This is a genomic window from Agrobacterium sp. BT-220-3 (assembly GCF_025910175.1).
In the GTDB taxonomy this organism is placed as follows: Bacteria; Pseudomonadota; Alphaproteobacteria; order Rhizobiales; family Rhizobiaceae; genus Agrobacterium; species Agrobacterium oryzihabitans.
Window position 1 is genome coordinate 908,371 of sequence record NZ_JAPAIX010000001.1, and the last position, 23,055, is coordinate 931,425.

The 23,055-nt window shown below is 60.0% G+C and carries 24 protein-coding genes and 1 pseudogene; 13 read left to right on the forward strand and 12 right to left on the reverse strand.

Annotation, left to right across the window (positions count from 1 at the left end; genetic code table 11):
- Window positions 1-94: 94 nt before the first annotated feature.
- A complete protein-coding gene (locus OK142_RS04685; protein ID WP_498681332.1) occupies window positions 95-319 on the forward strand; it encodes a type II toxin-antitoxin system RelE/ParE family toxin in 225 nt (74 codons plus the stop codon).
- A 73-nt stretch (window positions 320-392) separates the two neighbouring features.
- Window positions 393-692, forward strand: a complete 300-nt coding sequence (locus tag OK142_RS04690) for an addiction module antidote protein (RefSeq protein ID WP_003494336.1) — start codon at window positions 393-395, stop codon at window positions 690-692.
- A 44-nt stretch (window positions 693-736) separates the two neighbouring features.
- Here OK142_RS04690 and OK142_RS04695 read toward each other — a convergent pair whose 3' ends face one another.
- Window positions 737-2,269 carry an MDR family MFS transporter gene (locus OK142_RS04695; RefSeq protein WP_498681335.1) on the reverse strand — a complete coding sequence of 511 codons (1,533 nt, stop codon included), beginning with the start codon at window positions 2,267-2,269 and terminating at the stop codon, window positions 737-739.
- Window positions 2,270-2,409: 140 nt separating this feature from the next.
- On the opposite strand from OK142_RS04695, the gene OK142_RS04700 reads away from it, so the two are divergent.
- Entirely contained in the window at window positions 2,410-2,925 is a 516-nt protein-coding gene (locus OK142_RS04700) for a MarR family winged helix-turn-helix transcriptional regulator (RefSeq protein WP_003494334.1), read from the forward strand.
- A gap of 83 nt (window positions 2,926-3,008) precedes the next feature.
- Window positions 3,009-3,668, forward strand: a complete 660-nt coding sequence (locus tag OK142_RS04705; RefSeq protein ID WP_082183895.1) for a glutathione S-transferase family protein — start codon at window positions 3,009-3,011, stop codon at window positions 3,666-3,668.
- 260 nt (window positions 3,669-3,928) lie between these two features.
- Here the strand turns inward: OK142_RS04705 and OK142_RS04710 are convergent, their stop codons facing one another.
- Window positions 3,929-4,549 carry a glutathione S-transferase family protein gene (locus OK142_RS04710; RefSeq protein ID WP_313611343.1) on the reverse strand — a complete coding sequence of 207 codons (621 nt, stop codon included), beginning with the start codon at window positions 4,547-4,549 and terminating at the stop codon, window positions 3,929-3,931.
- 140 nt (window positions 4,550-4,689) lie between these two features.
- Window positions 4,690-5,688 carry an asparaginase gene (locus OK142_RS04715; protein ID WP_498681339.1) on the reverse strand — a complete coding sequence of 333 codons (999 nt, stop codon included), beginning with the start codon at window positions 5,686-5,688 and terminating at the stop codon, window positions 4,690-4,692.
- Window positions 5,689-5,761: 73 nt separating this feature from the next.
- Between OK142_RS04715 and OK142_RS04720 the strand changes: the two genes are divergently transcribed.
- On the forward strand, window positions 5,762-6,514 hold the full coding sequence (locus OK142_RS04720; protein WP_498681342.1) for a DUF3750 domain-containing protein: 753 nt from the start codon (window positions 5,762-5,764) through the stop codon (window positions 6,512-6,514).
- Between the two features lie 5 nt (window positions 6,515-6,519).
- Here the strand turns inward: OK142_RS04720 and OK142_RS04725 are convergent, their stop codons facing one another.
- On the reverse strand, window positions 6,520-7,863 hold the full coding sequence (locus OK142_RS04725) for a chloride channel protein (RefSeq protein WP_313611962.1): 1,344 nt from the start codon (window positions 7,861-7,863) through the stop codon (window positions 6,520-6,522).
- Window positions 7,864-8,000: 137 nt separating this feature from the next.
- Between OK142_RS04725 and OK142_RS04730 the strand changes: the two genes are divergently transcribed.
- The gene (locus OK142_RS04730) at window positions 8,001-8,273 is read left to right on the forward strand and encodes a YlcI/YnfO family protein (protein ID WP_035218459.1); all 273 of its coding nucleotides are present in this window, start codon (window positions 8,001-8,003) and stop codon (window positions 8,271-8,273) included.
- Window positions 8,270-8,569, forward strand: coding sequence for a type II toxin-antitoxin system RelE/ParE family toxin (locus OK142_RS04735; RefSeq protein ID WP_082183892.1), 300 nt, complete (start codon window positions 8,270-8,272; stop codon window positions 8,567-8,569). The genes OK142_RS04730 and OK142_RS04735 overlap by 4 nt, the downstream gene beginning before the upstream one ends.
- 3 nt (window positions 8,570-8,572) lie before the next feature.
- On the opposite strand, the gene betA is transcribed toward OK142_RS04735, so the two are convergent.
- The 3 genes from betA to betI form a co-directional block, all read right to left on the reverse strand.
- On the reverse strand, window positions 8,573-10,222 hold the full coding sequence (gene betA / locus OK142_RS04740; protein ID WP_498681345.1) for a choline dehydrogenase: 1,650 nt from the start codon (window positions 10,220-10,222) through the stop codon (window positions 8,573-8,575).
- Between the two features lie 234 nt (window positions 10,223-10,456).
- Window positions 10,457-11,938: a betaine-aldehyde dehydrogenase gene (gene betB / locus OK142_RS04745; protein ID WP_498681347.1), complete on the reverse strand. Its 1,482-nt coding sequence runs from the start codon at window positions 11,936-11,938 to the stop codon at window positions 10,457-10,459.
- 12 nt (window positions 11,939-11,950) lie between these two features.
- Window positions 11,951-12,571: a transcriptional regulator BetI gene (betI, locus tag OK142_RS04750; RefSeq protein WP_035241765.1), complete on the reverse strand. Its 621-nt coding sequence runs from the start codon at window positions 12,569-12,571 to the stop codon at window positions 11,951-11,953.
- Window positions 12,572-12,792: 221 nt separating this feature from the next.
- Between betI and OK142_RS04755 the strand changes: the two genes are divergently transcribed.
- The 6 genes and pseudogenes from OK142_RS04755 to OK142_RS04780 all read left to right on the forward strand — a co-directional run bounded on the left by OK142_RS04755 (window position 12,793) and on the right by OK142_RS04780 (window position 17,626).
- On the forward strand, window positions 12,793-13,341 hold the full coding sequence (locus OK142_RS04755) for an HdeD family acid-resistance protein (RefSeq protein ID WP_035242032.1): 549 nt from the start codon (window positions 12,793-12,795) through the stop codon (window positions 13,339-13,341).
- Between the two features lie 253 nt (window positions 13,342-13,594).
- Entirely contained in the window at window positions 13,595-13,831 is a 237-nt protein-coding gene (locus OK142_RS04760; protein ID WP_082184616.1) for a ribbon-helix-helix domain-containing protein, read from the forward strand.
- A 181-nt stretch (window positions 13,832-14,012) separates the two neighbouring features.
- The gene (locus tag OK142_RS04765) at window positions 14,013-15,815 is read left to right on the forward strand and encodes a GGDEF domain-containing protein (protein WP_082183888.1); all 1,803 of its coding nucleotides are present in this window, start codon (window positions 14,013-14,015) and stop codon (window positions 15,813-15,815) included.
- An 88-nt stretch (window positions 15,816-15,903) separates the two neighbouring features.
- Complete coding sequence (locus OK142_RS04770) at window positions 15,904-16,917, forward strand: NAD(P)H-quinone oxidoreductase (protein ID WP_498681350.1); 1,014 nt, start codon at window positions 15,904-15,906, stop codon at window positions 16,915-16,917.
- A 64-nt stretch (window positions 16,918-16,981) separates the two neighbouring features.
- Window positions 16,982-17,264 (forward strand): annotated as a pseudogene (locus OK142_RS04775) (toxin-antitoxin system TumE family protein).
- Window positions 17,261-17,626, forward strand: a complete 366-nt coding sequence (locus tag OK142_RS04780) for an HVO_A0114 family putative DNA-binding protein (protein WP_035241759.1) — start codon at window positions 17,261-17,263, stop codon at window positions 17,624-17,626. Before OK142_RS04775 ends, OK142_RS04780 begins: the two are co-directional and overlap by 4 nt.
- Window positions 17,627-18,050: 424 nt before the next feature.
- Here the strand turns inward: OK142_RS04780 and OK142_RS04785 are convergent, their stop codons facing one another.
- From OK142_RS04785 to OK142_RS04805, 5 genes are all read right to left on the reverse strand, one after another.
- Window positions 18,051-19,088: a sulfate/molybdate ABC transporter ATP-binding protein gene (locus OK142_RS04785; protein ID WP_498681352.1), complete on the reverse strand. Its 1,038-nt coding sequence runs from the start codon at window positions 19,086-19,088 to the stop codon at window positions 18,051-18,053.
- A gap of 11 nt (window positions 19,089-19,099) precedes the next feature.
- Window positions 19,100-19,969 (reverse strand): sulfate ABC transporter permease subunit CysW, encoded by an 870-nt coding sequence (gene cysW, locus OK142_RS04790; protein ID WP_498681355.1) that lies wholly within the window; start codon window positions 19,967-19,969, stop codon window positions 19,100-19,102.
- Window positions 19,962-20,819: a sulfate ABC transporter permease subunit CysT gene (gene cysT / locus OK142_RS04795; RefSeq protein WP_003509001.1), complete on the reverse strand. Its 858-nt coding sequence runs from the start codon at window positions 20,817-20,819 to the stop codon at window positions 19,962-19,964. The genes cysW and cysT overlap by 8 nt, the downstream gene beginning before the upstream one ends.
- A gap of 196 nt (window positions 20,820-21,015) precedes the next feature.
- Entirely contained in the window at window positions 21,016-22,041 is a 1,026-nt protein-coding gene (locus tag OK142_RS04800; RefSeq protein ID WP_082183885.1) for a sulfate ABC transporter substrate-binding protein, read from the reverse strand.
- 496 nt (window positions 22,042-22,537) lie between these two features.
- Window positions 22,538-22,978, reverse strand: coding sequence for an RrF2 family transcriptional regulator (locus tag OK142_RS04805; RefSeq protein WP_082183884.1), 441 nt, complete (start codon window positions 22,976-22,978; stop codon window positions 22,538-22,540).
- Between the last annotated feature and the right edge of the window lie 77 nt (window positions 22,979-23,055).

The following is a 23,055-nucleotide window of genomic DNA, read 5'->3' on the forward strand; positions in this document are numbered from 1 at the left end:
GCACGACGTTCGCGGGCGCAATACCAGCGCACGGCCGGTTGGAGGACAGCCATGGGATTTGCGCTTGCTAAATTGTATCCACTCGGATACTTTTATGATGAACAGTTTCGAGATATCGGCAGAGTTCGACGAATGGCTGAAGGCCTTGAAGGATCGCACCGGAAAGGTGCGGATTCTTCACCGTCTTACCGCTGCCAAGCATGGAAATTTCGGCGATTGCGAGCCGGTAGGTGGCGGCGTTTCCGAAATGCGCTCCACTACGGTCCGGGGTATAGGGTCTATTTCACCCGCATTGGCAAAAAAGTTTATTTCCTTCTGATCGGCGGGGACAAGTCGTCCCAGAAGCGGGACATAAAGCTTGCGATCGACATGGCGCAAACAATTGGAAAGAAATGACCATGACGGAATTCAGCAAATTTGATGTGTCAGACTACCTCGACAGCGATGAAACCATGATCGAATATCTGGCCGTCGCGATGGAAGATGAAAACCCGGATGTCTTCATTGCCGCCCTTGGCGCAGTCGCCAGGGCTCGCGGAATGTCACACATTGCGGATGTTTCGGGTCTCGGCCGGGAAAGCCTCTACAAGGCTCTAAAGCCAGGCTCGAAGCTTCGCTACGAAACAGTGCAGAAAGTCATGCATGCGCTGGGCTTCCGTCTGGCCGTCGAAAAATCGTTGAATGCCGCGTAAAGCCCGCATTCAACGATTTTCTTGTCCAGGCAAAAGTCCCGCCCCTACTCCCCCAAACTCTCCGCTGGCTTCGCCGCCGGTGTCGCCGAGGGTAGCCGCACCGGCTTCAGCATCAGTGCTGCGGCAAGGCCGATGGCGGCGGTTGCGGCGGCTGCGAAAAACAGCGGGGTAAAGGCATCCGAATAAAGGGCTGCAACCGCTGTCTGGGATGCCGCGGGCAGTTCGGACAGCATCTTCGGCGTCAACTCCTCGATCCTGCCGACACCCGGAATGGTGACGGCAACGCCCTTGAGGCTGGAGGTGACAATCGCGCCATAGACCGAGATGGCGATGGCAGCACCACCCATGCGGGTCAGGGTCACCGCGCCGCTTGCGGCACCGATATCCGCCTTTGGCGCGGAATTCTGTACGCCGATGATCGGCGCCTGCTGGCCAAGACCGACGGCGAAACCCTGCACCAGCATCAGCGCGCCGATCAGCACCAGCGGCGTGCCGGCATGCACCTGCGTAAAGCAGAGCATGGCGAGAAGGTTGATCGTCAGACCTGCCACCGAAAACGGCTTGTAGACGCCGGTGATCGAGATCAGCCGCCCGGCCGATAGCGAGCCCATGACGATGCCGCCGGTGACCGCGATGAAGAACAGCCCGGCATGGGAGGGGGAGAGCCCGGTGGTGGTCTGCAGGAACAGGGCATAATAATTCACCATGCCGATGCCGATGCCGCCACTGGTCAGCGAAACGATCATCAATAGCGGGAAGGTGCTGTCCTTGAAGAGCCTGAGCGGCACCACGGGTTCCGGCGCGCGGCGCTCCACCTGCACCCAGAGAAAGGCGGAGATGACGGCGAAGGCGATGATGCCGAGGCTTGGACCGGCAATGAGCGAGCCGAACAATTCGCTGCTGTCGGCCCAGAAGACGACGCTGGCAATCGTCGCTGCCAGCAGCACGGCGCCGAGATAATCGATCTTCGGCTGGCGCGCGGGGCGGCGGTAAGGCAGCAGGAAAATCAGGCCGGTAATGACGATCAGCCCGAGCGGCAGGTTGATCAGAAAGATTGACCGCCAGCCGAACAGATCGCTCATCGTGCCGCCGAGGATAGGCCCGACGCTGCCGGAGGCCATGATGGTGAGGCTGGAATAGCTCTGGTAGCGGGCTCTTTCGCGCGGTTCGAACAGATCCGCATTGACGGAGAAGATCGACACCATGATGCCGCCGCCGCCGAGGCCCTGAAGCACGCGGGCCGCGATCAGGCTATCCATCGACCAGGCCAGCCCGCAGGCGAGCGAACCGAGCGTGAAGATGATGACCGCCGCAATCATCACGTATTTTCGTCCGAACAGATCGCCCAGCTTGCCATAAACAGGCATGACCGCGCTGGTGGCCAGAAGATAGGCCGAGCCGATCCAGCCGAAACGCTCCAGCGCGCCGAATTCGCCGACGATGGTGGGGAGTGCTGTCGATACGATCTGGTTGTCGAGTGTCGCCATGAACATGGCCAGCATCAGAAACAGAAAGACGATGAGCCTGCGCCGGTGATCCGACACAAGCGGCGCCACGGGGGCGGTAGACATATCCATGAAAAATCTCGTTGGCTTCCGGCGGTTTTGCTGCGACAATTTGTGTGCTATTAGCATATATATGTCAATGGCAAGTTTTTGACATCTATGCTAATGCCACTAAATGTGATCGGAAACAGCATCGAAAGGGACGATGAAGCGTGGCGACTGAGGAAGACTGGAACGAGGATCTGCCTGATGACATCAGGCGTATCGGCAATACGATGACGCGCATGCGCATCATGATCGGACGCCGCATCATCGGCCGCATGGCGCTGGCCAAGCTCGCTCCCGGTCTCGAACTCTCCCATATCGACGTCCTCGACATCCTGCGCCGCGCGGACGGCGATGTTACCGTTGGCGCCATTGCCGAGGGCATGCGCATCGACCCCTCGCGCGGCAGCCGCGTGGTGGCGGATATGGTCGGGCGCGGCCTGTTGAAACGCGGCGTCTCGCAGGAGGATGCCCGTCGCAGCATCGTCGAGATCACACCGCTTGGCACCAGCCTGCTGCAGGAAATGCGCAGGACCAAGATGAGCGTTATCAAGGATGTGATGGATGGATGGGCAGACGAGGATGTCGAGACATTCGCACGTCTGTTCGAACGCTTCATCGACCGTTTCGAGTATCGTCTGTCGCCGGATACGGACTTCCTGACGGATCAGAAAAAATCATAGCTGGCCCAGCGATCCGCAACTTCACTTTAAAACAGTGAAACCGTAACGTGCCGTCACCGAACTGGTTCAAGGGGTAAATTTCGATGTTGACGATTTACGGTGTCTACCGTTCCCGCGCCACGCGCACGCTCTGGCTTGCGGGGGAACTGGGCATAGAATTCAAGCATGTGCCGGTGATACAGGCCCGCCGCCTTGCCGATCCGCTGGCGACCGACGCACCGCTCAACACGCTGTCTCCCGAGTTTCTCGCCATCAATCCGATGGGCACCATTCCCTGCATCGAGGATGACGGCATGGTGCTTTATGAATCCATGGCCATCAATCTCTATCTGGCCCGCAAATATGGTGGATCGCTCGCCCCGGTCGATCTGAAGGAAGATGCGGCGATGCTGCAATGGTCCTTTTTCGCCGCAACCGAAGTCGAAGCCAATTCGCTGAAGATTTCTTCGGCCGTGGCCGAAGGGCTCTCGGAAGGCGATGCCGGCAGGGCGGTCATCGATGTCGCCGCGCGCCTCTTGAAGCGCCCTTTCCGGGTGCTGGAACAGCATCTTTCCAATCATGATTATCTGGTGGGTGACCGTTTCACCGTCGCCGATCTCAATGCGGCGGAAATAGTCCGTTATGCGCAGGGCCACCAGCCGCTGTTCGACGCCCATCCGGCGGTAAAAAGCTGGCTGGGCCGCTGCCAGGCCCGCACGGCCTTCAAGACGATGTGGGACAGCCGGGCCGCCGAGGCGGCTTGAGCGTGTAAGCGTTCTTCCTCGTCCCGCACCTCCCTCGTTCCGGCCTTGAGCCGACGCGCATCTCTTTCGCCCCTCATTCCTGTGCTTGTCACAGGAATCCAGCCGACGTGCGTCTGCGCGGCGGGAAGAGTCTTTCAGCCCAAGGACTTGGGCTGGCTGGATCCCTGTGACAAGCACAGGGATGAGGGAAGCGAGCGTGGCAAACAAGCAAGCTGCTTGAACGAGGGCGCCAGCCGGGGTCCCTTGGGCGCATTAAGGCTTCACCCCTTCTCACTCGCCAGCGCGTTCTGAACCGCAGGCCGCTCGTTCATGCGGCGGAAGTGATCATGCACCTTCGGGAAGCGGGCAATATCCACGCCGTCGCTTTCCAGCCAGCCGGACATGACGAAGAGATAGGGGTCGGCGACCGAATAGGCCGTGCCCAGAACCCATGGGCCATGCAGCATGCCGTGCTCGATCAGCTCGAAGCAGTCGGTCATGGTTTGCGGCACCTTCGCCTTCATATCCGCCAGAGAACTGTCCTCACTCGCCCAGCGGCTGCCGCGCCGGCCATGCGCATGGGCGACATGCACCGTGGACGAAATGAAGGCGTTGAAGGATTGCATCAGGGCAAACTCGAAGGGATCGTCGAGTGGTGCGAGTTTCTTTTCCGGGGCCATCTGGGCGATGAAGGCGAGAATGGCGGGCGTTTCGGTCAACACCCCGCTTGCCGTGGCGAGCGCCGGCACGCGGCCTTTCGGATTGATTTTCAGGAATGCCTCGGAGCGTTGCTCGCCATCTGCGAAATTGACGCGGTGGGCCGTGTAAGGCAGGCCGGATTCCTCAAGCACGATATGGCTGGCGCGCGAGCAGGAGCCGGGGGAGAAAAACAGTGTGAACATGGATATGCGACCTCCAAAGCAATGAGGGCGCCCACCTCCTCGTGTGCGGACGCCGGCCCCTGCCGGCAGCCACGGGATGGCTGCCACGCGCAAGGGCCAGCCATCATCGTGCCGGCAACCGGTCGCGTCAAAGGTTATTTCTAAAGGCCGACAACGCGGATATCGCCGACATGAATGCCGTTCCAGTTGCGCATCTGCCGGTTCGCCATACCCAGCAAGGCCTGCTGCTCGGCGCTGCCTTCCTCAAAATGGCGGGCGAGCAATGCCGAGATCATCGCTTCGGCCGCGCGTGTCGTGCCGTCCTCGCATTTTACCGCGATCGCGACGCCCTGCTCCGGCAGCGCCGCGACGAAGACGCCTTCGGCGCCGGTCTTGGCGAAAATCTTTCCCGGTGCGATCTGCATCAGCTTCGTGCAGGCGCGGCCGGTGCCCGCCACATAAAACGGTTCCGCCATGCAGGCCTCGACGAGGCGGCGGGAGGCCTTGGCACGCCCCTCGTCCAGCCCCCTGCCCGTTACCATTTTGGCAAAACCATGCGCCAGCCCCTTCAGCGGCACGGCATAGGTGGGGATCGAACAGCCATCCACGCCGCAATTGTCATGGCCGATCGCCGCGCCCGTCAGGCTTTCCATCGTCGCGCGGATTTCCCGCTGCAGGGGGTGATCGTAGCCGACATAACCCTTGGGATCGGTGCCCGTGTGGCAGCAGGCGCAGATGAAGCCGGAATGCTTGCCGGAACAATTATTGTGAAGCGCCGTCGGCTTTTCCAGCGTGCGGGCCTGATGAATGATGGTTTTCTGATCGGAAGACCAGTGCGCGCCGCATTCCAGCGTATCGACATCCCTGCCTGCCCTGGCAAGCATGGAGGCGGCAAGTTCCGCATGGTCGTCTTCGCCGGAATGGGAGGAGCAGGCAAGCGCCAGTTCACGGCTGCCGAAACCATAGGCGTCCGCAGCACCGCTTTCCACCAGCGGCAGGGCCTGCATGGCCTTGCAGGCGGAACGCGGGAAGATGCCACGCTCGATATCGCCAGCCGAAAACAGCACGCCGCCATCGCCATCCACCACCACGGCAAGGCCCTGATGGCGGCTTTCGACAAGGTTTCCACGGGTGACTTCGACGGTAACGGAATTGTTCATGTTCGCAGCCTCAAAAAATTCTGATTTCATGCCGTTGATAGCGCGATTGATTTTCCGATGCACGGGGCTATCAGTGAAATTTGCAAAACGTCTGCTGCTGGCGATTGCCGTTATCTATCTGCTTCCCGCACTGGCCTCAGCCGGTTTGTGGGCCATGCGGGAGCATCCGCAGGGCTGGCGTGATGCCCGCTGGTCATCCTCCGGCGCCCTTCCGCAAACCGACGCCGACGGTGAGGCCGCGGTCTATGTGTTCTCCGCCATGACAGGCGGCTTCAAGGGCTCCGTTGCCAGCCACGCCTGGATCGTGCTGAAAAAGCCGGGCGCGACGGCTTATGACCGCTACGACAAGGTGGGCTGGGGCACGCCGATCCGCCGCAACGGCTATGCGGCGGATGCCTTCTGGTATTCCAACACCCCGCGTCAGGTCGTCGCCATCCATGGCGCAGAGGCAGAAAAGCTGATCCCGAAGATCGAAAAGGCGATTGCCGATTACCCCTATGGCAAACCGGGCGGATACCGCATCTATCCCGGCCCGAACTCCAACACCTTCGTCGCCCATGTGCTGCGCAGCGTGCCTGAACTGGGAGTGGTATTGCCGCCCGACGCGGTTGGCCGTGATTATCTGCCGAACGGCGCTTTTTATCATGTCGCCGATGACTGGAAGGATGCGAGCCTTTCGCTTGGCGGGTTGTTCGGCATTTCCGCAGGCGCGCGCAGCGGCTTCGAGGTCAATTTCCTCGGTCTGGTTGCGGGTTTGGATTTCAGCCGGCCCGGCGTGAAGATACCGGGGCTGGGTTATTTCGGGGTGGCGGATACCCGCATCTGACGCCATCAGGCATCGGAGGTATGACCTGCCCTTCTTGCGCGGATGACCTGCGCGATGAAAACGCGCGACAGGCCGTGATAGAGCGGCTCGCGGGAAAACAGGCGGGACGTCAGATATCCCAGCATCGAAGCGGCCATGATGGGAATGACCCCCTCATGATTACCGGTCATTTCGAGAATGATGACGAAGGCTGTCATCGGCGCCTGCACGACGCCGGCAAAATATCCCGCCATGCCGACAATGGCGCCGAGGCCGATGCTGGTGCCAAGTAAATTGGCCATGGTGCTGCCAAAGCCCGCGCCCACCGACAGTGACGGCGCGAAAATACCGCCGGGAATACCCGACATCATCGCGAGGAAAGTCGCAGCCAGCTTTTCGATAAAGAAGAAGGTTGGCGCAGCCTGACCCTCGATCGCCGCACGGGCCTGTTCGTAGCCCGTTCCGAAGGTCGCGCCACCCGTTGCAATGCCGATAATAGCGGAGGCAAGACCGCAGGCGGCGGCAACCGCAAGCATCCGCTTCAATGGCATGGTCTGCGCAAAGCGGCGGATGCGGGCGGAAAGGCGCAGCGCCCCGGCGCTGAAAAGCGCGCCGAACGCACCGCCGCCAATGCCGCAGATCACCACCAGAAGCCAGTCCTTCACCGTTTCAGCGAGTACCGAACTCGCACCGAAATAGGTATAGCTTCCAACCAGCGCCAGCGAGGCAAGACCCGACAGGATGACGGCGGTGAGGACAAGACCGTTGGCACGGGATTCGTAGGTCTTGCTCATTTCCTCAATGGCGAAGACAATGCCCGCGAGCGGCGTGTTGAAGGCGGCCGCAATGCCCGCCGCCGATCCCGCAAGGATGAGGCCTTTCGCCTGCGCCATGCCGCCCCAGCGCGCGGCCTGCAGCATGATCGAGGCACCCACCTGAACGGTCGGGCCCTCACGGCCGATGGAGGCACCGGACAAAAGACCAGCAACCGTCAGCACCACCTTGCCGAAGGCGAGTTTCAGCGACAGAAGCCGCGAGCGATCCGCATCGTCTCGCAGGTGCCGCGCAGCGATGGCCTGCGGGATGCCGCTGCCGCCTGCATTGGGGAAAACCGTCAATGCCAGCCAGGCGCAAAGCGTGAAGCCGAGCGGCGTTATGACGAGCGGCAACAGGAACGACCATTCGCCGGAAGAGGTTGCGGTGAAGAAAAGATGCTGGGCGCGATCCGCCGCCCATGCGAACCCGACGCTGATGATGCCTACCGCAAGCGCGCCAAACCAGAATACGGCTCTTGGCTTCCACACCCGCCACGATCCCCAGACAACACGGGAACGGCGAAGCATCTTCAGCTTTTTGTAGTCGGCGGGCATGGCGGTCCAGATCAGGCTTTGGTAGGCGGGATGCCCGTTTATCGGCCTCCCGGGCACTGATTGCAAGTTTTGGATTTGACAGGTTGCCCCTATCGGCGCATTCTCTGCATCGCAATCGCAACGCACGGAGAACCAATATGAAAACGGCGACGATCCCTTCGTTGCGGGTGACCGCGGATTTTCGCGAAGCTGCTGAAAGCGTGCTGAAGGAAGGCGAGACACTGTCCTCCTTCGTTGAAGAGTCCGTGCGCAGGCAGGTGGAAATCCGCAAATCGCAGGCGGAGTTCATTGCACGTGGGCTCGCGTCACTCGAAGACGCTGAGCGCACCGGCGTTTATTATACGACCGACGATGTTCTTTCGATGATGCAACGAAAGCTTGATGCTGCGAAAGCCGCGAAGCGAAAATGACATATGAGCTTCGCTATACCGAAGAAGCACTGGCGGATTTTGATCGCATCTATGACTTTCTGATCGCCTACGACATCGATGTGGCTGAGAAAGCGATCCGCGCCATAAGAGCAGGACTGGAGATTCTCGGTGAGTTTCCCTTCAGTTGCCGCAAAGCATCTGCGGAAAACAGCCTGATTCGCGAACTCCTCGTACCGTTCGGGTCATCCGGCTATATCGTGCTATTCCGCATCGACGGCCCGGAAACCGTCACCATCGCCGCCGTCCGCCACCAGCGCGAAGACGACTATCATTGATCCTTACCGGTCGCTGACGGCCGCGCGCGGGTTCACCCACGGTTCCTGATTGGAGCGGGGCAAAGGGGCTTTCCCGAGAATATGATCCGCCGCCTTTTCGCCGGTCATGATCGACGGGCCGTTCAGGTTGCCATAGGTCACATGCGGGAAGATCGAGCTGTCGGCGACCCTTAATCCCTCCACGCCGATCACCCGGCATTCGGGATCGACCACCGCCATCGGGTCGTTGCGATCACCCATCCGGCAGGTGCCGCAGGGATGATAGGCGCTTTCCAGATGCTCTCGCAGGAAGGCGTCGATCTGCTCGTCCGTCTCCACCTTTTCGCCCGGCTGGATTTCCGGTCCGCGAAAATCGTCGAAAGCTTTCTGGCTGAAGATTTCTCGCGTCAGGCGCACGCAATGACGGAATTTTTCCCAGTCTTCCGGGTGGCTCATATAGTTGAAGCGGATGACCGGGTCGTCATGCGGATCGGCGGAACGCAGGGTGACATTGCCGCGCGATTTCGACAGGTTGTAGCCGACATGCACCTGAAAACCATGGCTTTTTGCGGCAGCCTTACCGTCATAGGAAATGGCGACGGGCAGGAAATGATACTGGATGTCAGGCTGTTTAAGACCGGGTGCCGAGCGCAGGAAGGCGCAGGCCTCGAACTGGTTGGAGGCCCCTAACCCGCCCTTCGACAGCAGCCATTGCGCACCCGCCACGCCCTGCCAGAACCACGGCAACCAGGAATAAAGCGAGACCGGCTTGGTGGAGACCTGCTGGAAATAAAACTCCATATGGTCCTGAAGGTTTGCGCCCACGCCCGGACGATCCGCCTTCACCTCGATGCCCATTTCCGCCAGATGGGCAGCAGGCCCGATGCCCGAAAGCATCAGCAGTTTCGGGGAATTGAAGGAAGATGCGGAGACGATCACCTCGCGATTGGCCGTGATGGTTTCCAAGACACCCTTTCGCTCGATCTCCACCCCCACGGCGCGGCCATTCTCGATGACGACCTTGCGGGCGAAACCACTCACCAGCGTGACATTGCCGCGCTTCAGCGCCGGCCGGAGATAGGCATTGGCGGCGGACCAGCGGCGGCCGTGATGGATGGTCTGCTCCATGAGGCCGAAACCCTCCTGCTTGGAGCCGTTATAGTCGTCGGTGAGTTCAAAGCCTGCCTGTGCGCCGGCCTGAATGAAGGCATGGAACAGCGGATTGTTGACCGGCCCGCGCTGGACGTGCAGCGGCCCATCCGTGCCACGCCAACCCTCTTCGCCGCCATGGCTATGTTCCATGCGCTTGAAGTAAGGCAGCACATCCGCATAGGCCCAGCCCTGCGCGCCAAGCTCCTCCCAGCGATTGAAATCCTCCGCATGGCCGCGCACGTAAACGAGACCATTGATGGACGACGAGCCGCCGATGACTTTTCCGCGCGGTGCTGTAATCCTGCGGTTGTCGAGGTTCGGTTCGGGTTCGGAGAGATAACCCCAGTTGTAGCGCTTCATGCTCATCGGCCAGGCAAGTGCTGCCGGCATCTGGATGAACGGACCGAAGTCCGAACCGCCCGCCTCGATGACGATCACCGAATAGCGGCCGTCTTCCGACAGGCGATAGGCGATGGCGGAGCCTGCGGAACCGGAACCGACGATGACGTAATCTGCGTGCATGATTTGCTCTCTCCGATGAGCGTTGGTTCCGATTGGTTGTGGCGGGCGGGGCTTCACCCCCCTCTGTCCTGCCGGACATCTCCCCCTCAAGGGGGGAGATCAGCAAGACGCTGTTTCGTCATTTCATTCTCGAACGTTGAGATTGGCGAGACCGTGCCTCAGGTCGATCTCCCCCCTTGAGGGGGAGATGTCCGGCAGGACAGAGGGGGGTGAAGCCCCGCCCACCAAACCGAATTAATAAGGCGCCTCCACTTTCCCCGTGCTCACATACACCGTCTTCAACTCGCTATAATGCTCCAGCGCCGCCGCCGAATTCTCGCGACCAAACCCGGATTGTTTCGAGCCGCCGAAGGGGATTTCGACCGGGCAGAGATTATAGGTATTGATCCACAGCGTGCCCGCCTCCAACCGGTCGACCACGCGATGGGCGCGGGCGAGATCGGCGGTGAAGACGCCGCCGGCGAGGCCGAATTCCGTGGCGTTGGCGCGGGCGAGGACCTCGTCCTCATCGTCGAAATCCAGCACACACATGACCGGGCCGAAGATTTCCTCGCGGGCGATGGTCATGCCGTCCGTCACATCGGCAAAGACGGTCGGCTGCACATAGGCCCCCTCACCCGAGACATTGTTGGGAATGCCGCCGCCGGTGACGAGCGTTGCTCCCTCCGCCTTGCCCTTCTCGATATAGGAAAGGACCTTCTCCTGCTGCGCTTTCGAGACCAGCGGGCCGAGATGGGTGGCGTAATCCAAGGGATCGCCGAGGATCATCGCCTCGGTGCGGCGTTTCAGGTTTTCGAGGAAGCGGTCTTTCGCCTTTTTCTGCACGAAGACACGCGTGCCGTTGGAGCAGACCTGGCCGGAGGAATAAAAGTTGCCGAGCATGGCCCCGCCGACGGCGCTTTCGATATCGGCATCATCGAACACGATCAGCGGCGACTTGCCGCCGAGTTCCATCGTCACGTGTTTGAGATGCCCGGCAGCGGCAGCGGCCACCTTGCGGCCGGTCGGGACCGAGCCGGTAAGCGAAACCTTGGCCACATCCGGGTGATTGACCAGCAGCGGGCCGGTGTCGCGATCGCCCTGAATGACGTTGAACAGGCCCTTCGGCAGACCGGCTTCGATCAGGATTTCGGCAATCTTCAGAGCGCCGAGCGGGGTGTTTTCCGAAGGCTTGAAGACCATGGCGTTGCCGGCAACGAGCGCTGGCGCGGCCTTCCAGCAGGCGATCTGCTGCGGATAGTTCCAGGCGCCAATGCCAACGCAGACGCCGAGGGGCACACGCTTGGTATAGGCGAAATCGCCGCCGAGCGGGATGTAATCGCCATTCAATGCGGACGGCGCGATACCGCCGAAAAACTCGAAGGCATCTGCGCCGGAGGTCGGATCGGCGACGATGGTTTCCTGAATTGGCTTGCCGGTATCCAGCGTCTCAAGTGTGGAAAGCGCGTCGTTGCGTTCGCGCATGATATCGGCGGCGCGTTTCAGGATGCGGCCGCGCGCCATGGGGCTCATCGCCGCCCATTCCTTCTGCGCACGTTTGGCTGAGGCGATGGCGCGCTCGACAATGGCCGGCGTTGCCGCATGCAGTCGTGCAATCACCTCGCCGGTTGCCGGAAAGATGCTTTCGATCACCGTGCCGGTATTGTCTTCGACATAGTCCCCGTCGATGAAATGCGAGGCTTTGGGCTGCGCCTTAAGCGGCGTCGCGATGGTCATGTCGAATACTCCTTAGAGAACACGGATGGACGGCTTCGGGCGCTGTCCATCGGGAAAAGATTTGAGCTGCATGTCGAAATAATCCTCGACAAGCGCCGGCGCTGAAGCGAGCCCGAGGGGCGCCGAACGCAGGCTGTGCCTGATATAAAGCCCGTCGATAAGGGCCGCCGCCCCTTCCGCAATGCGCGCGGCATCATCGGGCGGGCAAAGCCGGTTGAGGCTTGCCATGAGGTTGGAGCGCAGACGCCGCGAATAGAGCACGAGCAGGCGGCGCGTTTCCTCGGAACGCTGCGCCTCGACATAAAAGGCAAGCCATGCCGCCACCGTCTCCGGTGTGAACTGGTCGCTCTGGAAGGACACGTGGACGATGGCGCTCAGCCTTGCACGCGGGCCATTGGCGCGGGTCAGCGCCGCCACCGCATCACGCCTCAAGTCGCGCAGCAGGCTGCGGATGGTTTCCAGGAGAAGCTGCTGCTTGCTGCCGAAATAGTGATGCGCAAGGGCGGCCGACACACCGGCTTCCCTCGCGATATCCGACATCGTCACATTCAGCGAACCGTGGTGGCCTATGGTGCGCAGTGCCGCATCCACAAGCGCCTTCCGGCGCAAAGGCTCCATTCCGATCTTGGGCATAAGGGTCTCCTTGATGGCGGGCAAAATATTCTTGATTGATCAATCAATCAATAAAAAATGCGCCATTTCATGTCGCGGATGTGCTGCCGGGCGGAAAGACTGAAGCGCAGACGGTTTTGCCGCTGCATGCGCCTCATGATCTGGATCAAATCTTCGGCATTCTCGTTGCGCTATGCTGCAATCGTGATAGCTTTACCCCGACCATTCATGGAGACAGCGAGATGACACACAGTCTCAATGCGCCTGGATTTTCACCCCTCAGAGCAAAGTGGGGTTGGTTTCTGGCCCTTGGCCTCGTTCTTCTGGCCTTTGGGGTCATTGCGCTCGGCAATCTTCTCGTCGCCACCGTTGCCTCCGTATTTTACGTCGGCGTCATGATGCTGATGGGCGGCATTTTGCAGCTTTTCCATGCCTTTCAGGTGAAGGGCTGGGAAAGCGTGCTGTTCTGGACGCTGAGCGGCCTGCTTTATGCCATTGCGGGCGTCATCGCCTTCCAGAACCCTGATCTGACGGCGGCGGTGCTGACATTATTGATGGCGGTTTCGCTGGTTATCGCCGGCATCTTCCGCCTTGTCGTCGGCTTCAGGCTGAAACCGGCAACCGGCTGGGGCTGGGTTGCCGTGGCGGGTGCAGTGACCGCACTGGCGGGTCTGGTGATTGCCGCCGGCTGGCCGGTGAACAGCCTCTGGGTGCTTGGCCTGTTTCTGGCGATTGACCTTATCATGCAGGGCTTTGCGATGATCGCGCTCGCCATGGCAATGCGTACATAAGGGTGTTTGTGACGCGCCTGCCGCCTCATATCGGTTAGACGCGGAACAGGGAAAAACTAAACCCCTATATACTGCAAATTGGGTATGGAACGCGTTTCGTGGTAAGATAGACAATGATACCAATTTCGCTGGAAGCGGCGTCCAGACGAAAACCTCAAAAAACGACCGCCCGCAAAAGATTGCCATCGCCCCGTCCGCACGGCGGACATCTATCGGGTTGCCTATGGCGGTCATTGAAAAAGGGAGTGATATCATGCCAATGGTGACAGTATCGATTTCCCCGGAACAGGCAGCAAGAATGCGCGAGGCCGTTAATTGCGGCGCTTATGCATCCGGCAGCGAGGTCGTCAGGGCCGCGCTGAGACTATGGGCGGCCTCCGCCGAACACGGTGTCGGCTCCACCCCCGCAGAACCTGTCGAGTCGGACCGCGAACGCATGAATGTTGCGGAACTTTACGCTGCTCACACCGGCCACGTCCGCCGGGCATAGGGCCCGGCGCAACGCCCTCTTTAGATATAGAGGGCCCGTTATAAAACGTTCACAAAAGCTTCACAGTCGTGAAAGCTTTTGTTGACCTGTCATCTGCAATTGTTGCCGCAAAAGAGACGCGTCCCGTATGGGCATTCCATGCGCATGCCACGATTGGGACGGGCAATAGCGGAGAACAGAAATGCAGGCCGTCACAGTGGAAAACGATGTCATAAGACGGTTTGCCTCCGGGCAGATGTTTCCGATGGCGAAGCTTGTTCTTGAGACCGCGTTTCAGCCCATTGTCGAGGCAACGACAGGCACGATCTTCGGTTATGAATCGCTGATGCGCGGCCATGATCGGCTTGGCTTTTCCAATCCGCTGGCGCTTCTTGACCAGGCGGCAGCAGACGGCGAGTTGAAGGCCTTCGAGCAGATGCTGGCAAGCCGGGCGCTGGCAAAATTTTCCACCCTGCCCGACTTTTCCTCCACCACCCTGTTTCTAAATCTGGATGTGCGGCTGATCCCGCATGGAGACGCCATTCTCGACAAGCTCGTCGGCCATCTGGCGCGGGCGGGCATTCCGGCCTCTTCCATCTGCTTTGAACTTTCCGAACGTTTCGACAATACCAGCGTGCCGGAATTCACGTCGCTGATTGCGCGGATGCGCAAGGAAGGCTTCAAGCTAGCAATCGACGATTTCGGCGCCGGCCACGGCGAGATGAAGCTGCTCTGCGACTTCCCGCTGGATTACCTGAAGATCGACCGGCATTTCATCAGCGGTGTCGACCACCTTCCCCGCAAGCAGCATCTCGTGCGCAACATCGTCAACATCGCCCATGTTCTCGGCGTTCGCGTCATTGCGGAAGGCATCGAAACGGAAGCGGAATTTCTGACCTGCCGCGAATATGGCGTCGATCTCGTGCAGGGCTGGCTGATCGCCAAGCCGACGGTGTTCATCAGCGAGTTGCCTGAGAGCTTTCCCCATCTCAACCGTCTCGGCGTGGCGCGGCGCAGCAGCCAGTCGCTGGACGAAATTCTGATCCGCCGCGAAATAGAGCGTCTTCCCACCGTGTTTGAGCATGACAGCGTCGACAGCGTCTTCGAACTGTTCCGCAGAAACCCGCAGCAGGCTTTTTTCCCGGTCCTCAACGCCAATGGCGAACCGCGCGGCGTCATCAACGAATATCACCTCAAGGAATATATCTACCGGCCTTTCGGACGCGATCTGCTCAAGAACAAGATCTACGAGCGCACCATTTCCCACTTCGTCGACCCCGCGCCGATTGTGGGTCTGGATGCGGATGCCGACCAGTTGATGAACATGTTCGCCAGCATGGGTGGCAGCGCCTGCATCATCCTGACCGAGAACATGCGTTATGCCGGCATCGTCTCGGCAGCGTCACTCATCAAGGTCATCAATGAAAAACAGCTGAAGATGGCGCAGGACCAGAACCCGCTGACCGCGCTGCCCGGCAACCGCGCAATCGGTGGCTTCATCGTCGACAGCTGCAGCGATGGCGACGAGACCCGTTTCTTCTGTTACTGCGACTTCGACAATTTCAAACCTTTCAACGACAAATATGGCTTCAACGCCGGCGACCACGCCATCACCCTGTTCTCGGCCCTGATGCGCCGGTATTTCTTCGCCGGTGACTGCTTTCTCGGCCATATCGGCGGCGATGACTTCTTCATCGGCGTGCGCGACTGGTCGATGGAGGAACTTACGGAAATCCTCGAACGGTTGCTCAGCGATTTTCATGACGACGTCGCCGAACTCTATTCCGACGAAGACCGTGCAGCCGGCTGCATGAAGGGCCAGGACCGCCACGGCAACGAGCGCGACTTCGCCCTGCTGCGCTGCTCGATCGGCGTCCTCACGCTGCCGAAAGGGCTGATCATCGCCAATCCCGAGCGTATCGGCGGCGAGATCGCCTGCATCAAGGCGGCCGCAAAGGAAAATGACGGCGGCCTCGTCATCCGGGTATTCGGCGAGACAAAATGACACTCGTGACAAAGCGACTTCTTCCCTAAGCGGCGCATCTGACCTACATCTTCAGGCGACGCCGACAAGTGAGGAGTTGCCCCTGGCCATGCCCTACACCATGACCCTGCCCGAAAAAATGCGCTTCATCGACCTTCCCTCCCATGGCGGGCCGGAGGTGATGCAGCTTTCGCAAGCGCCTTTGCCGAAACCCGCCAAAGGCGAGATACTGGTGAAGGTCGAGGCAGCGGGGGTCAACCGCCCCGATGTCGCGCAGAGGCAGGGAACCTATCCGCCGCCGAAGGATGCGAGCCCGATTCTCGGCCTCGAAATTGCCGGAGAGGTGGTGGCGCTCGGTGAAGGCGTCAGTGAATTCAAGCCGGGTGATAAGGTCTGCGCGCTCGCCAATGGCGGCGGCTACGCCGAATATTGCACCGTGCCGACCGGACAGGCCCTGCCCTTCCCCAGGGGCTACGACGCCGTTAAGGCTGCCGCATTGCCGGAGACCTTCTTCACCGTCTGGGCCAACCTGTTCCAGATGGCAGGCCTCACCGAAGGGGAAACCGTGCTCATCCACGGCGGCACCAGCGGCATCGGCACAACGGCCATACAGCTTGCCAAAGCCTTCGGCGCGGATGTCTACGCCACCGCAGGCTCAGCGGAGAAATGCGAAGCCTGCGTCAAGCTCGGCGCCAGACGCGCCATCAACTACCGCGAGGAAGACTTCGCCGCCGTCATCAAGGCCGAGACCGATGGCAAGGGCGTCGATGTCGTTCTCGACATGATTGGTGCGGCCTATTTCGAAAAGAACCTTGCCGCACTCGCCAAGGATGGCTGCCTTTCCATCATCGCCTTTCTGGGCGGCGCCACCGCCGAGAAGGTCAACCTCACGCCGATCATGGTCAAGCGCCTCACCGTCACCGGCTCCACCATGCGCCCCCGCACCGCCGACGAGAAACGCGCCATCCGTGACGACCTCGTCGAGCAGGTCTGGCCGCTCATCGAAAGCGGCAAGGTTGCGCCTGTCATCAACCGGGTCTTCACGCTGGACGAAGTGGCGAAAGCCCACCGGCTGATGGAAAGCAGCAATCATATCGGCAAGATCGTGATGCGGGTGTCCTGACGGCAAGAAGCGAACAGCGTTGTTTTCGTTGACAACATCCATGGACGTTGTCATGAATAACAACATGAAGGCCGTACTCCTCGAAAAGACCCGCAGAGTGATCAATGAAACGGCCTTCTTCGAGGTTGTCCTGTGGCATCTGCCGGAGCCAGTTCCTGGAAGCGTCCACTCTTTCAAATACCGGCTGGCGCTTGTGATCGAGGGGGGAATGCGTTCTGCGTTATGACAATGAACGCGGGAAAGGTGATCATCGCCATATGGCGGGGCATGAGGACGCAATTGAGTTCACGACGCTTGAAGCCCTCTTCGATGCTTTTCAGGCTGATATGAAAAGGATTTTGACATGACCGCTCTCACCGTACGTCTCAGCTCAATCGACGACATTAAAGACCGGTTTGTCACCGCCGGAAATCTGGCGATGTCCGGAAAGCCGGTGGCGGCAAAACCGTCAGTCGCATTTTCAAGCTATGAGGATTTGCACCGCATTCTCGCACCGCTGCGTCTTGCCATCGTCAGGGCTCTGGCGGGACAGGGGGCGCTTTCGATCCGCGAGGTAGCGCGCCGTGTGGGACGGGATGTGCAGGCCGTTCATCGCGATGTGACAACGCTCCTCCACGCGGGCATCATCGACAGGAATGAGGGCGGCATCGAGTTTCCCTACGACAGCATCCATTTCGAATTCGACGTGAGTGCCGGAGAAGCGGCGTAATCCGCCTGGCAAAACCTCGAACGAACCCCTCTTGCATTAAGCGCGAATCGTACTACCTTCTAGTTATGTTCAACGTATCGGAAGGAGGTGATCCAATGTCTAATGAGATTTCGGTCTCTGGTGCAGGCAATGGAAAGGGTGGGTTTTCGACGGGGCAGCCCTCGGCGTAAAAACCTCTTGCCTTCGGAACGTTGAGAAACAGTCCCGGGTCTGTAAACAGGACCAAGCTCATGGAAGGGTCGCCTCTGGCGGCCCTTTTCCTTATTTGCGGTTCTGGGCAGTGTCGCCTCCTTGCCTCATCTCTATGCTTGTCACAGAGAACCACCCAGACCAAGTCCTTGGGCTGGCTGAATACCGGCAAGGCCGGTGTGACGAGGACATTGCGGACGCCGCCACCATCAGCGGCATAGCAACCCGCCGCCCGTTATTTGCGGAAAATCTTCCACCGCGTCGGGCGGAAGCGCAGTTCGGCGCCCACTGCGACGGCGGCGTTGAGCGGCACCTCGATTTCAAGGTGATAGGGCTCGTGGCCATTATTGGCGATGTCGATTTCCGCGATGCGCGTGCCGGCGAGGCGGCGACAGGTGGTGACCTTGCCGTAAAGCGCGTCCTTCTCCGCCGTCAGCGCCACATCTTCCGGACGGAAGAAAAGCTCGCCATCGCCATCGCCGCTCTCATCGATACCGATGCTTTCCCCCTGAAAAAGCACATGGCCTTCACGGATTGTTACCGGCAGGCTTGAGGATTCGCCGATGAAGGAGAAGACGAAGGGGGAATTGGGCGTGTCGTAGACGTCATCCGCCGTGCCGACCTGCTCAATCTTGCCCTGGCTCATGACGACGACGCGGTCTGCCAGCTCCAACGCTTCTTCCTGATCGTGCGTGACGAAGACGGTGGTGTGGCCGGTGCGGTCGTGGAATTCGCGCAGCCAGCGGCGCAGCTCCTTGCGCACCTTGGCGTCGAGCGCGCCGAACGGTTCATCGAGAAGCAGGACCTTTGGCTCGATAGCGACCGCGCGGGCAAGCGCCACGCGCTGGCGCTGGCCGCCGGAAAGCTGCGTCGGATAGCGCTTTTCGAGACCGGAGAGATGCACCATGTCGAGAAGCTCGGATACCCGTCTGCGGATTTCGGCCTTTGGCGGGCGCTTGGCGGAGGGACGCACCTTGAGGCCGAAGGCGATGTTCTCCGCCACCGTCATGTGGCGGAACAGCGCGTAGTGCTGAAAGACGAAACCGACATTGCGTTCCTGCACCGTGCGGTGCGAGGCATCCTCATCGCCAAAGAAAATGTGGCCTTCGGTCGGCTGCTCCAGGCCGGCGATGAGGCGCAGCAGCGTCGTCTTGCCGGAGCCGGAGGGACCGAGCAGCGCGATCAGCTCGCCGGAACGAATGTCGAGCGACACGTCGTTCAGCGCCGGAAAGCGATCGAACTGCTTGGTGATGCCGGAAACTTTCACTTCCATGAATATGCCTTTCAATGCTTGCCGGCTGCGTTGCCCGCGCCAAAGCGTATTTCGAGAATGGTTTTGAGAACGAGCGTCACGAGCGCCAGACCGGCCAGCAGCGTCGCCACCGCAAAGGCAGCACCGATATTGTACTCATTATAGAGGATCTCGACATGCAGCGGCATGGTGTTGGTCTCACCGCGAATATGGCCAGACACTACCGAGACCGCGCCGAACTCACCCATGGCGCGGGCGTTGCAGAGCAGCACGCCGTAAAGCAGGCCCCATTTGATATTCGGCAGCGTGACATACCAGAAGGTCTGCCAGCCGGATGCGCCGAGCGAAATCGCCGCCTCCTCGTCGCCATTGCCCTGATCCTGCATCAGCGGGATCAATTCTCGCGCCACGAAAGGAAAGGTCACGAAGATGGTGGCAAGCACGATGCCGGGAACGGCGAAGAGGATTTCAATGCCGTACCCCTTCAGCCATGGCCCGAGCACGCTGTGCGAGGAGAACAGGATGACATAGACCAGACCGGATATGACCGGCGAGATCGAGAACGGCAGGTCGATCAGCGTTATCAGAAACGCCTTGCCCTTGAATTCGAACTTCGCGATTGCCCAGGCGGCGGCAACCCCGAAAATGAGGTTGAGCGGCACCGAAATGGCGGCGACAAGCAGCGTCAGGCGGATGGCGGAGAGCGCATCCGGCTCGACGATCGCCTCCAAGAAAGCGTCGGCGCCTTTTCGGAAGGCTTCGAAAAATACCGATACCAGCGGCAGCACCAGGAAGGCCGCAAGGAAAAGGAAGGCGACGGCGATCAGCGCCAGCCGGGCTGGCAGGCTCTCGCTGGCGGGATCACGGAACGGCCGGGCAGACGTGCGGGAAGCGTCAGACATAACCGTACCTCTTGCGGCTCCAGGCCTGAATGAGATTGATGAGGAACAGCATGGCGAAGGAGATGATCAGCATGATGGTGGCAATGCCGGTCGCGGCCGCATAGTTGAACTCCTCCAGCCGTATGACGATGAGGAGCGGCGCGATTTCCGATACGTAGGGAATATTGCCGGCGATGAAGATGACCGAGCCGTATTCACCGACGCCGCGTGCGAAGGCGAGCGCGAAACCCGTGAGGATGGCCGGTGTGAGGCTCGGCAGCAGAACGCGGGTGATGGTCTGGAAACGGTTGGCGCCAAGCGTTGCCGCGACCTCCTCCACCTGCCGGTCGATCTCTTCCATGACTGGCTGCACGGTGCGGACCACGAATGGCAGGCCGATGAAGATGAGCGCGATGACGATGCCGGTCGGCGTGAACGCGATCTTGATGCCGAAAGGTTCGAACAGCGAGCCGACCCAGCCGCGATTGGCATAAAGCGTGGTGAGCGCGATGCCGGCGACCGCCGTCGGCAGGGCGAAGGGCAAATCCACGATGGCATCAACGAAGCGGCGGCCGGGAAAACGATATCGCGTCAGAACCCAGGCGACGATGACGCCGAAAACCGCATTGACCAGCGCGGCGAGAAATGCCGTGCCGAAACTGACACGCAGCGCATTCAGCGTGCGGCTGTCGGTGGCGATCGCAATGAAATCTGAAAAACCCAGTTTCGCCGTGGACCAGATGAGGCCGCCCAGCGGAATAAGAATGATGAGAAACAGATAGGTTACCGTGTAACCAAGCGTCAGGCCGAAGCCGGGTATTACGCTCGACTGCCGCCACTTCCACCTGTTTCCGGATGTATTATTGCTCATCAAGGCTCCGGATAATCTTTAGTTTGACGCATTTCCAGACAGAAAACCGGGGTCCAGTTTTCCTGGAAATGCTCTCTGGGAGCCGGTGTTCCCCGGCCTTGTTATAAAGGATCGACCGGCATGGTGTCCGGTCGATCGAGCTGCTGTTATTCTGCTTCCCTTTCGGGCGGGCAATCTCTTTCAGCCCATCATCCGCTTACTTGGCGGGCTTGTAAATCTGGTCGAAGATGCCGCCATCACCGAAATGTTCAGGCTGCGCCTTGGCCCAACCGCCAAACTGCGGATCGTCGATGGTGACAAGCTTGATATCGGGCAGCTGCTTGAGCAGATCCTTGTTGACCACAGCCGGGTTCGACGGACGATAGAAGTGCTTCGCCGCGATATTCTGGCCTTCATCGGAATAGAGATATTGCAGATAGGCTTCTGCCACCTTGCGGGTGCCCTTGGCGTCGACATTGGCGTCAACCACGGCGACCGGCGGTTCGGCAAGGATCGAGATCGGCGGAACGACGATATCGAAGGCGTCAGCACCGAATTCCTGGCCGGCGAGATAGGCTTCGTTTTCCCAGGCCAGCAGCACGTCGCCGATCTGGCGCTGTGCGAAGGTGACCGTGGAGCCGCGGGCGCCGGTGTCGAGCACGGGAGCACGCTTGTAGAGTTCGCCGACATAGGCCTTGATCTTGTCCTTGTCGCCCTTGAACTCTTCATTGGCCCAGGCCCAGGCGGCAAGATAATTCCAGCGTGCGCCGCCCGAGGTCTTCGGGTTCGGCGTGACGATCTGGATGTCGCCCTTCACCAGATCGCCCCAATTATGGATGCCCTTGGGGTTGCCCTTACGGACTAGGAACACGATGGTGGAGGTGTAAGGCGAGGAATTGTGCGGCAGACGGGAGCGCCAGTCCTTGTTGATCTTGCCGGAATTTTCGACAATGGCGTCGATATCGCTCTGCAGCGCCAGCGTCACCACATCCGCCTCCAGACCGTCGATGACAGAACGCGCCTGCTTGCCGGAGCCGCCATGCGACTGCTGGATGGTCACATCCTCACCCGTGTCAGCCTTCCACTTCTTGGCGAAGGCCTCGTTGAAATCCTTGTAGAGTTCGCGGGTCGGATCGTAGGACACATTAAGAAGCTTGGTCTGTGCAACCGCCGAACCAACGCCCCCCAATGTCAGGGACAGGCCGAGAGCGACAGCGCTCAAACCGGACAGAAACTTGGACATCGGTATTCCCTCCTGATTGCGATGGCTTAACTCTACCGGCTGAGTAGAGTTGGTCAATGAGGCTGAATACGATCGAAAAAGTGTTTCCCGAGAGCGTTTCCCCGGGCAACAAATACAGCGCAGCATAAGCGAAAGGCGCAACAAGCGTCGTGTAAAACTTTGCTGAATGCAAAAGCATTTCACATTTTTGACGATTTTTTACGCTGACGGCGAAAAATATTATGGGGTTTTAGACGATTTTTTCGTCGGGCGGTGCGAGGGGATGGGAGAGACGTATCAGCACAGGGCTGTCCGTTCAGCGGGCTCAAGCTCGCGGTAGACACGGCGCACCCTGTCCCTCCCCTCATTCCTGTGCTTGTCACAGGAATCCAGCCGACGCGCGTCTGCGCGGCGAAAAGACTCTTCTCAGCCCAAGGACTTGGACTGGCTGGATTCCTGTGACAAGCACAGGAATGAGGGTGGGAACAGCCGGCGCAGGCCAAATGCCGCCGAGCGGTCAGGCCGTCAAAAGCTCCGGCACGTCGACACCCGCAACAGCATCCGCAATCGTGGTATTGAAAAGGATGTTGCGGGTGGCATCGGCCACACGTGCGAACACGTGGCGTATCTCGCATTGCTTCTCGCCGTCGCAATCCTCGCAGCGGCGATATGCGGTCTGCGACAGGCACGGCAAGGGGGCGAGCGGCCCGTCGATGAGGCGCAGCACCTCGCCGAAGGTGATATCCGAGGCCGGGCGCGCCAGGAGATAACCGCCCTGCTTGCCGCGTCGGCTTTCGACGATACGTTCCTTCTTCATTTCAAGAAGTATCTGTTCCAGAAACTTTTTCGGAATGGCCTGCTCGCGGGCAATGTCGGAAATCTGCACAGGACAGGCCCCGTCGGCCTTGGCCAGCGAAAGGAGCGCCCTCAGCGCATATTTTGCCTTCTGCGAAATCATCGTAAAACCAGTAGATCACAAGCCCGGAAACCCGGCAATTCCGGCTTAGCGCAGAAGTTGTCACAATTCAAATCCAA

Coding starts and splice junctions, on each gene's coding strand:
- OK142_RS04685 (WP_498681332.1), top strand. CDS start 95: ATGATGAACAGTTTCGAGATATCGGCAGAGTTCGACGAATGGCTGAAG.
- OK142_RS04690 (WP_003494336.1), top strand. CDS start 393: ATGACCATGACGGAATTCAGCAAATTTGATGTGTCAGACTACCTCGAC.
- OK142_RS04695 (WP_498681335.1), bottom strand. CDS start 2,269: ATGGATATGTCTACCGCCCCCGTGGCGCCGCTTGTGTCGGATCACCGG.
- OK142_RS04705 (WP_082183895.1), top strand. CDS start 3,009: ATGTTGACGATTTACGGTGTCTACCGTTCCCGCGCCACGCGCACGCTC.
- OK142_RS04710 (WP_313611343.1), bottom strand. CDS start 4,549: ATGTTCACACTGTTTTTCTCCCCCGGCTCCTGCTCGCGCGCCAGCCAT.
- OK142_RS04715 (WP_498681339.1), bottom strand. CDS start 5,688: ATGAACAATTCCGTTACCGTCGAAGTCACCCGTGGAAACCTTGTCGAA.
- OK142_RS04725 (WP_313611962.1), bottom strand. CDS start 7,863: ATGCCCGCCGACTACAAAAAGCTGAAGATGCTTCGCCGTTCCCGTGTT.
- OK142_RS04730 (WP_035218459.1), top strand. CDS start 8,001: ATGAAAACGGCGACGATCCCTTCGTTGCGGGTGACCGCGGATTTTCGC.
- OK142_RS04735 (WP_082183892.1), top strand. CDS start 8,270: ATGACATATGAGCTTCGCTATACCGAAGAAGCACTGGCGGATTTTGAT.
- betA (WP_498681345.1), bottom strand. CDS start 10,222: ATGCACGCAGATTACGTCATCGTCGGTTCCGGTTCCGCAGGCTCCGCC.
- betB (WP_498681347.1), bottom strand. CDS start 11,938: ATGACCATCGCGACGCCGCTTAAGGCGCAGCCCAAAGCCTCGCATTTC.
- betI (WP_035241765.1), bottom strand. CDS start 12,571: ATGCCCAAGATCGGAATGGAGCCTTTGCGCCGGAAGGCGCTTGTGGAT.
- OK142_RS04755 (WP_035242032.1), top strand. CDS start 12,793: ATGACACACAGTCTCAATGCGCCTGGATTTTCACCCCTCAGAGCAAAG.
- OK142_RS04760 (WP_082184616.1), top strand. CDS start 13,595: ATGCCAATGGTGACAGTATCGATTTCCCCGGAACAGGCAGCAAGAATG.
- OK142_RS04765 (WP_082183888.1), top strand. CDS start 14,013: ATGCAGGCCGTCACAGTGGAAAACGATGTCATAAGACGGTTTGCCTCC.
- OK142_RS04770 (WP_498681350.1), top strand. CDS start 15,904: ATGCCCTACACCATGACCCTGCCCGAAAAAATGCGCTTCATCGACCTT.
- OK142_RS04780 (WP_035241759.1), top strand. CDS start 17,261: ATGACCGCTCTCACCGTACGTCTCAGCTCAATCGACGACATTAAAGAC.
- OK142_RS04785 (WP_498681352.1), bottom strand. CDS start 19,088: ATGGAAGTGAAAGTTTCCGGCATCACCAAGCAGTTCGATCGCTTTCCG.
- cysW (WP_498681355.1), bottom strand. CDS start 19,969: ATGTCTGACGCTTCCCGCACGTCTGCCCGGCCGTTCCGTGATCCCGCC.
- cysT (WP_003509001.1), bottom strand. CDS start 20,819: ATGAGCAATAATACATCCGGAAACAGGTGGAAGTGGCGGCAGTCGAGC.
- OK142_RS04800 (WP_082183885.1), bottom strand. CDS start 22,041: ATGTCCAAGTTTCTGTCCGGTTTGAGCGCTGTCGCTCTCGGCCTGTCC.
- OK142_RS04805 (WP_082183884.1), bottom strand. CDS start 22,978: ATGATTTCGCAGAAGGCAAAATATGCGCTGAGGGCGCTCCTTTCGCTG.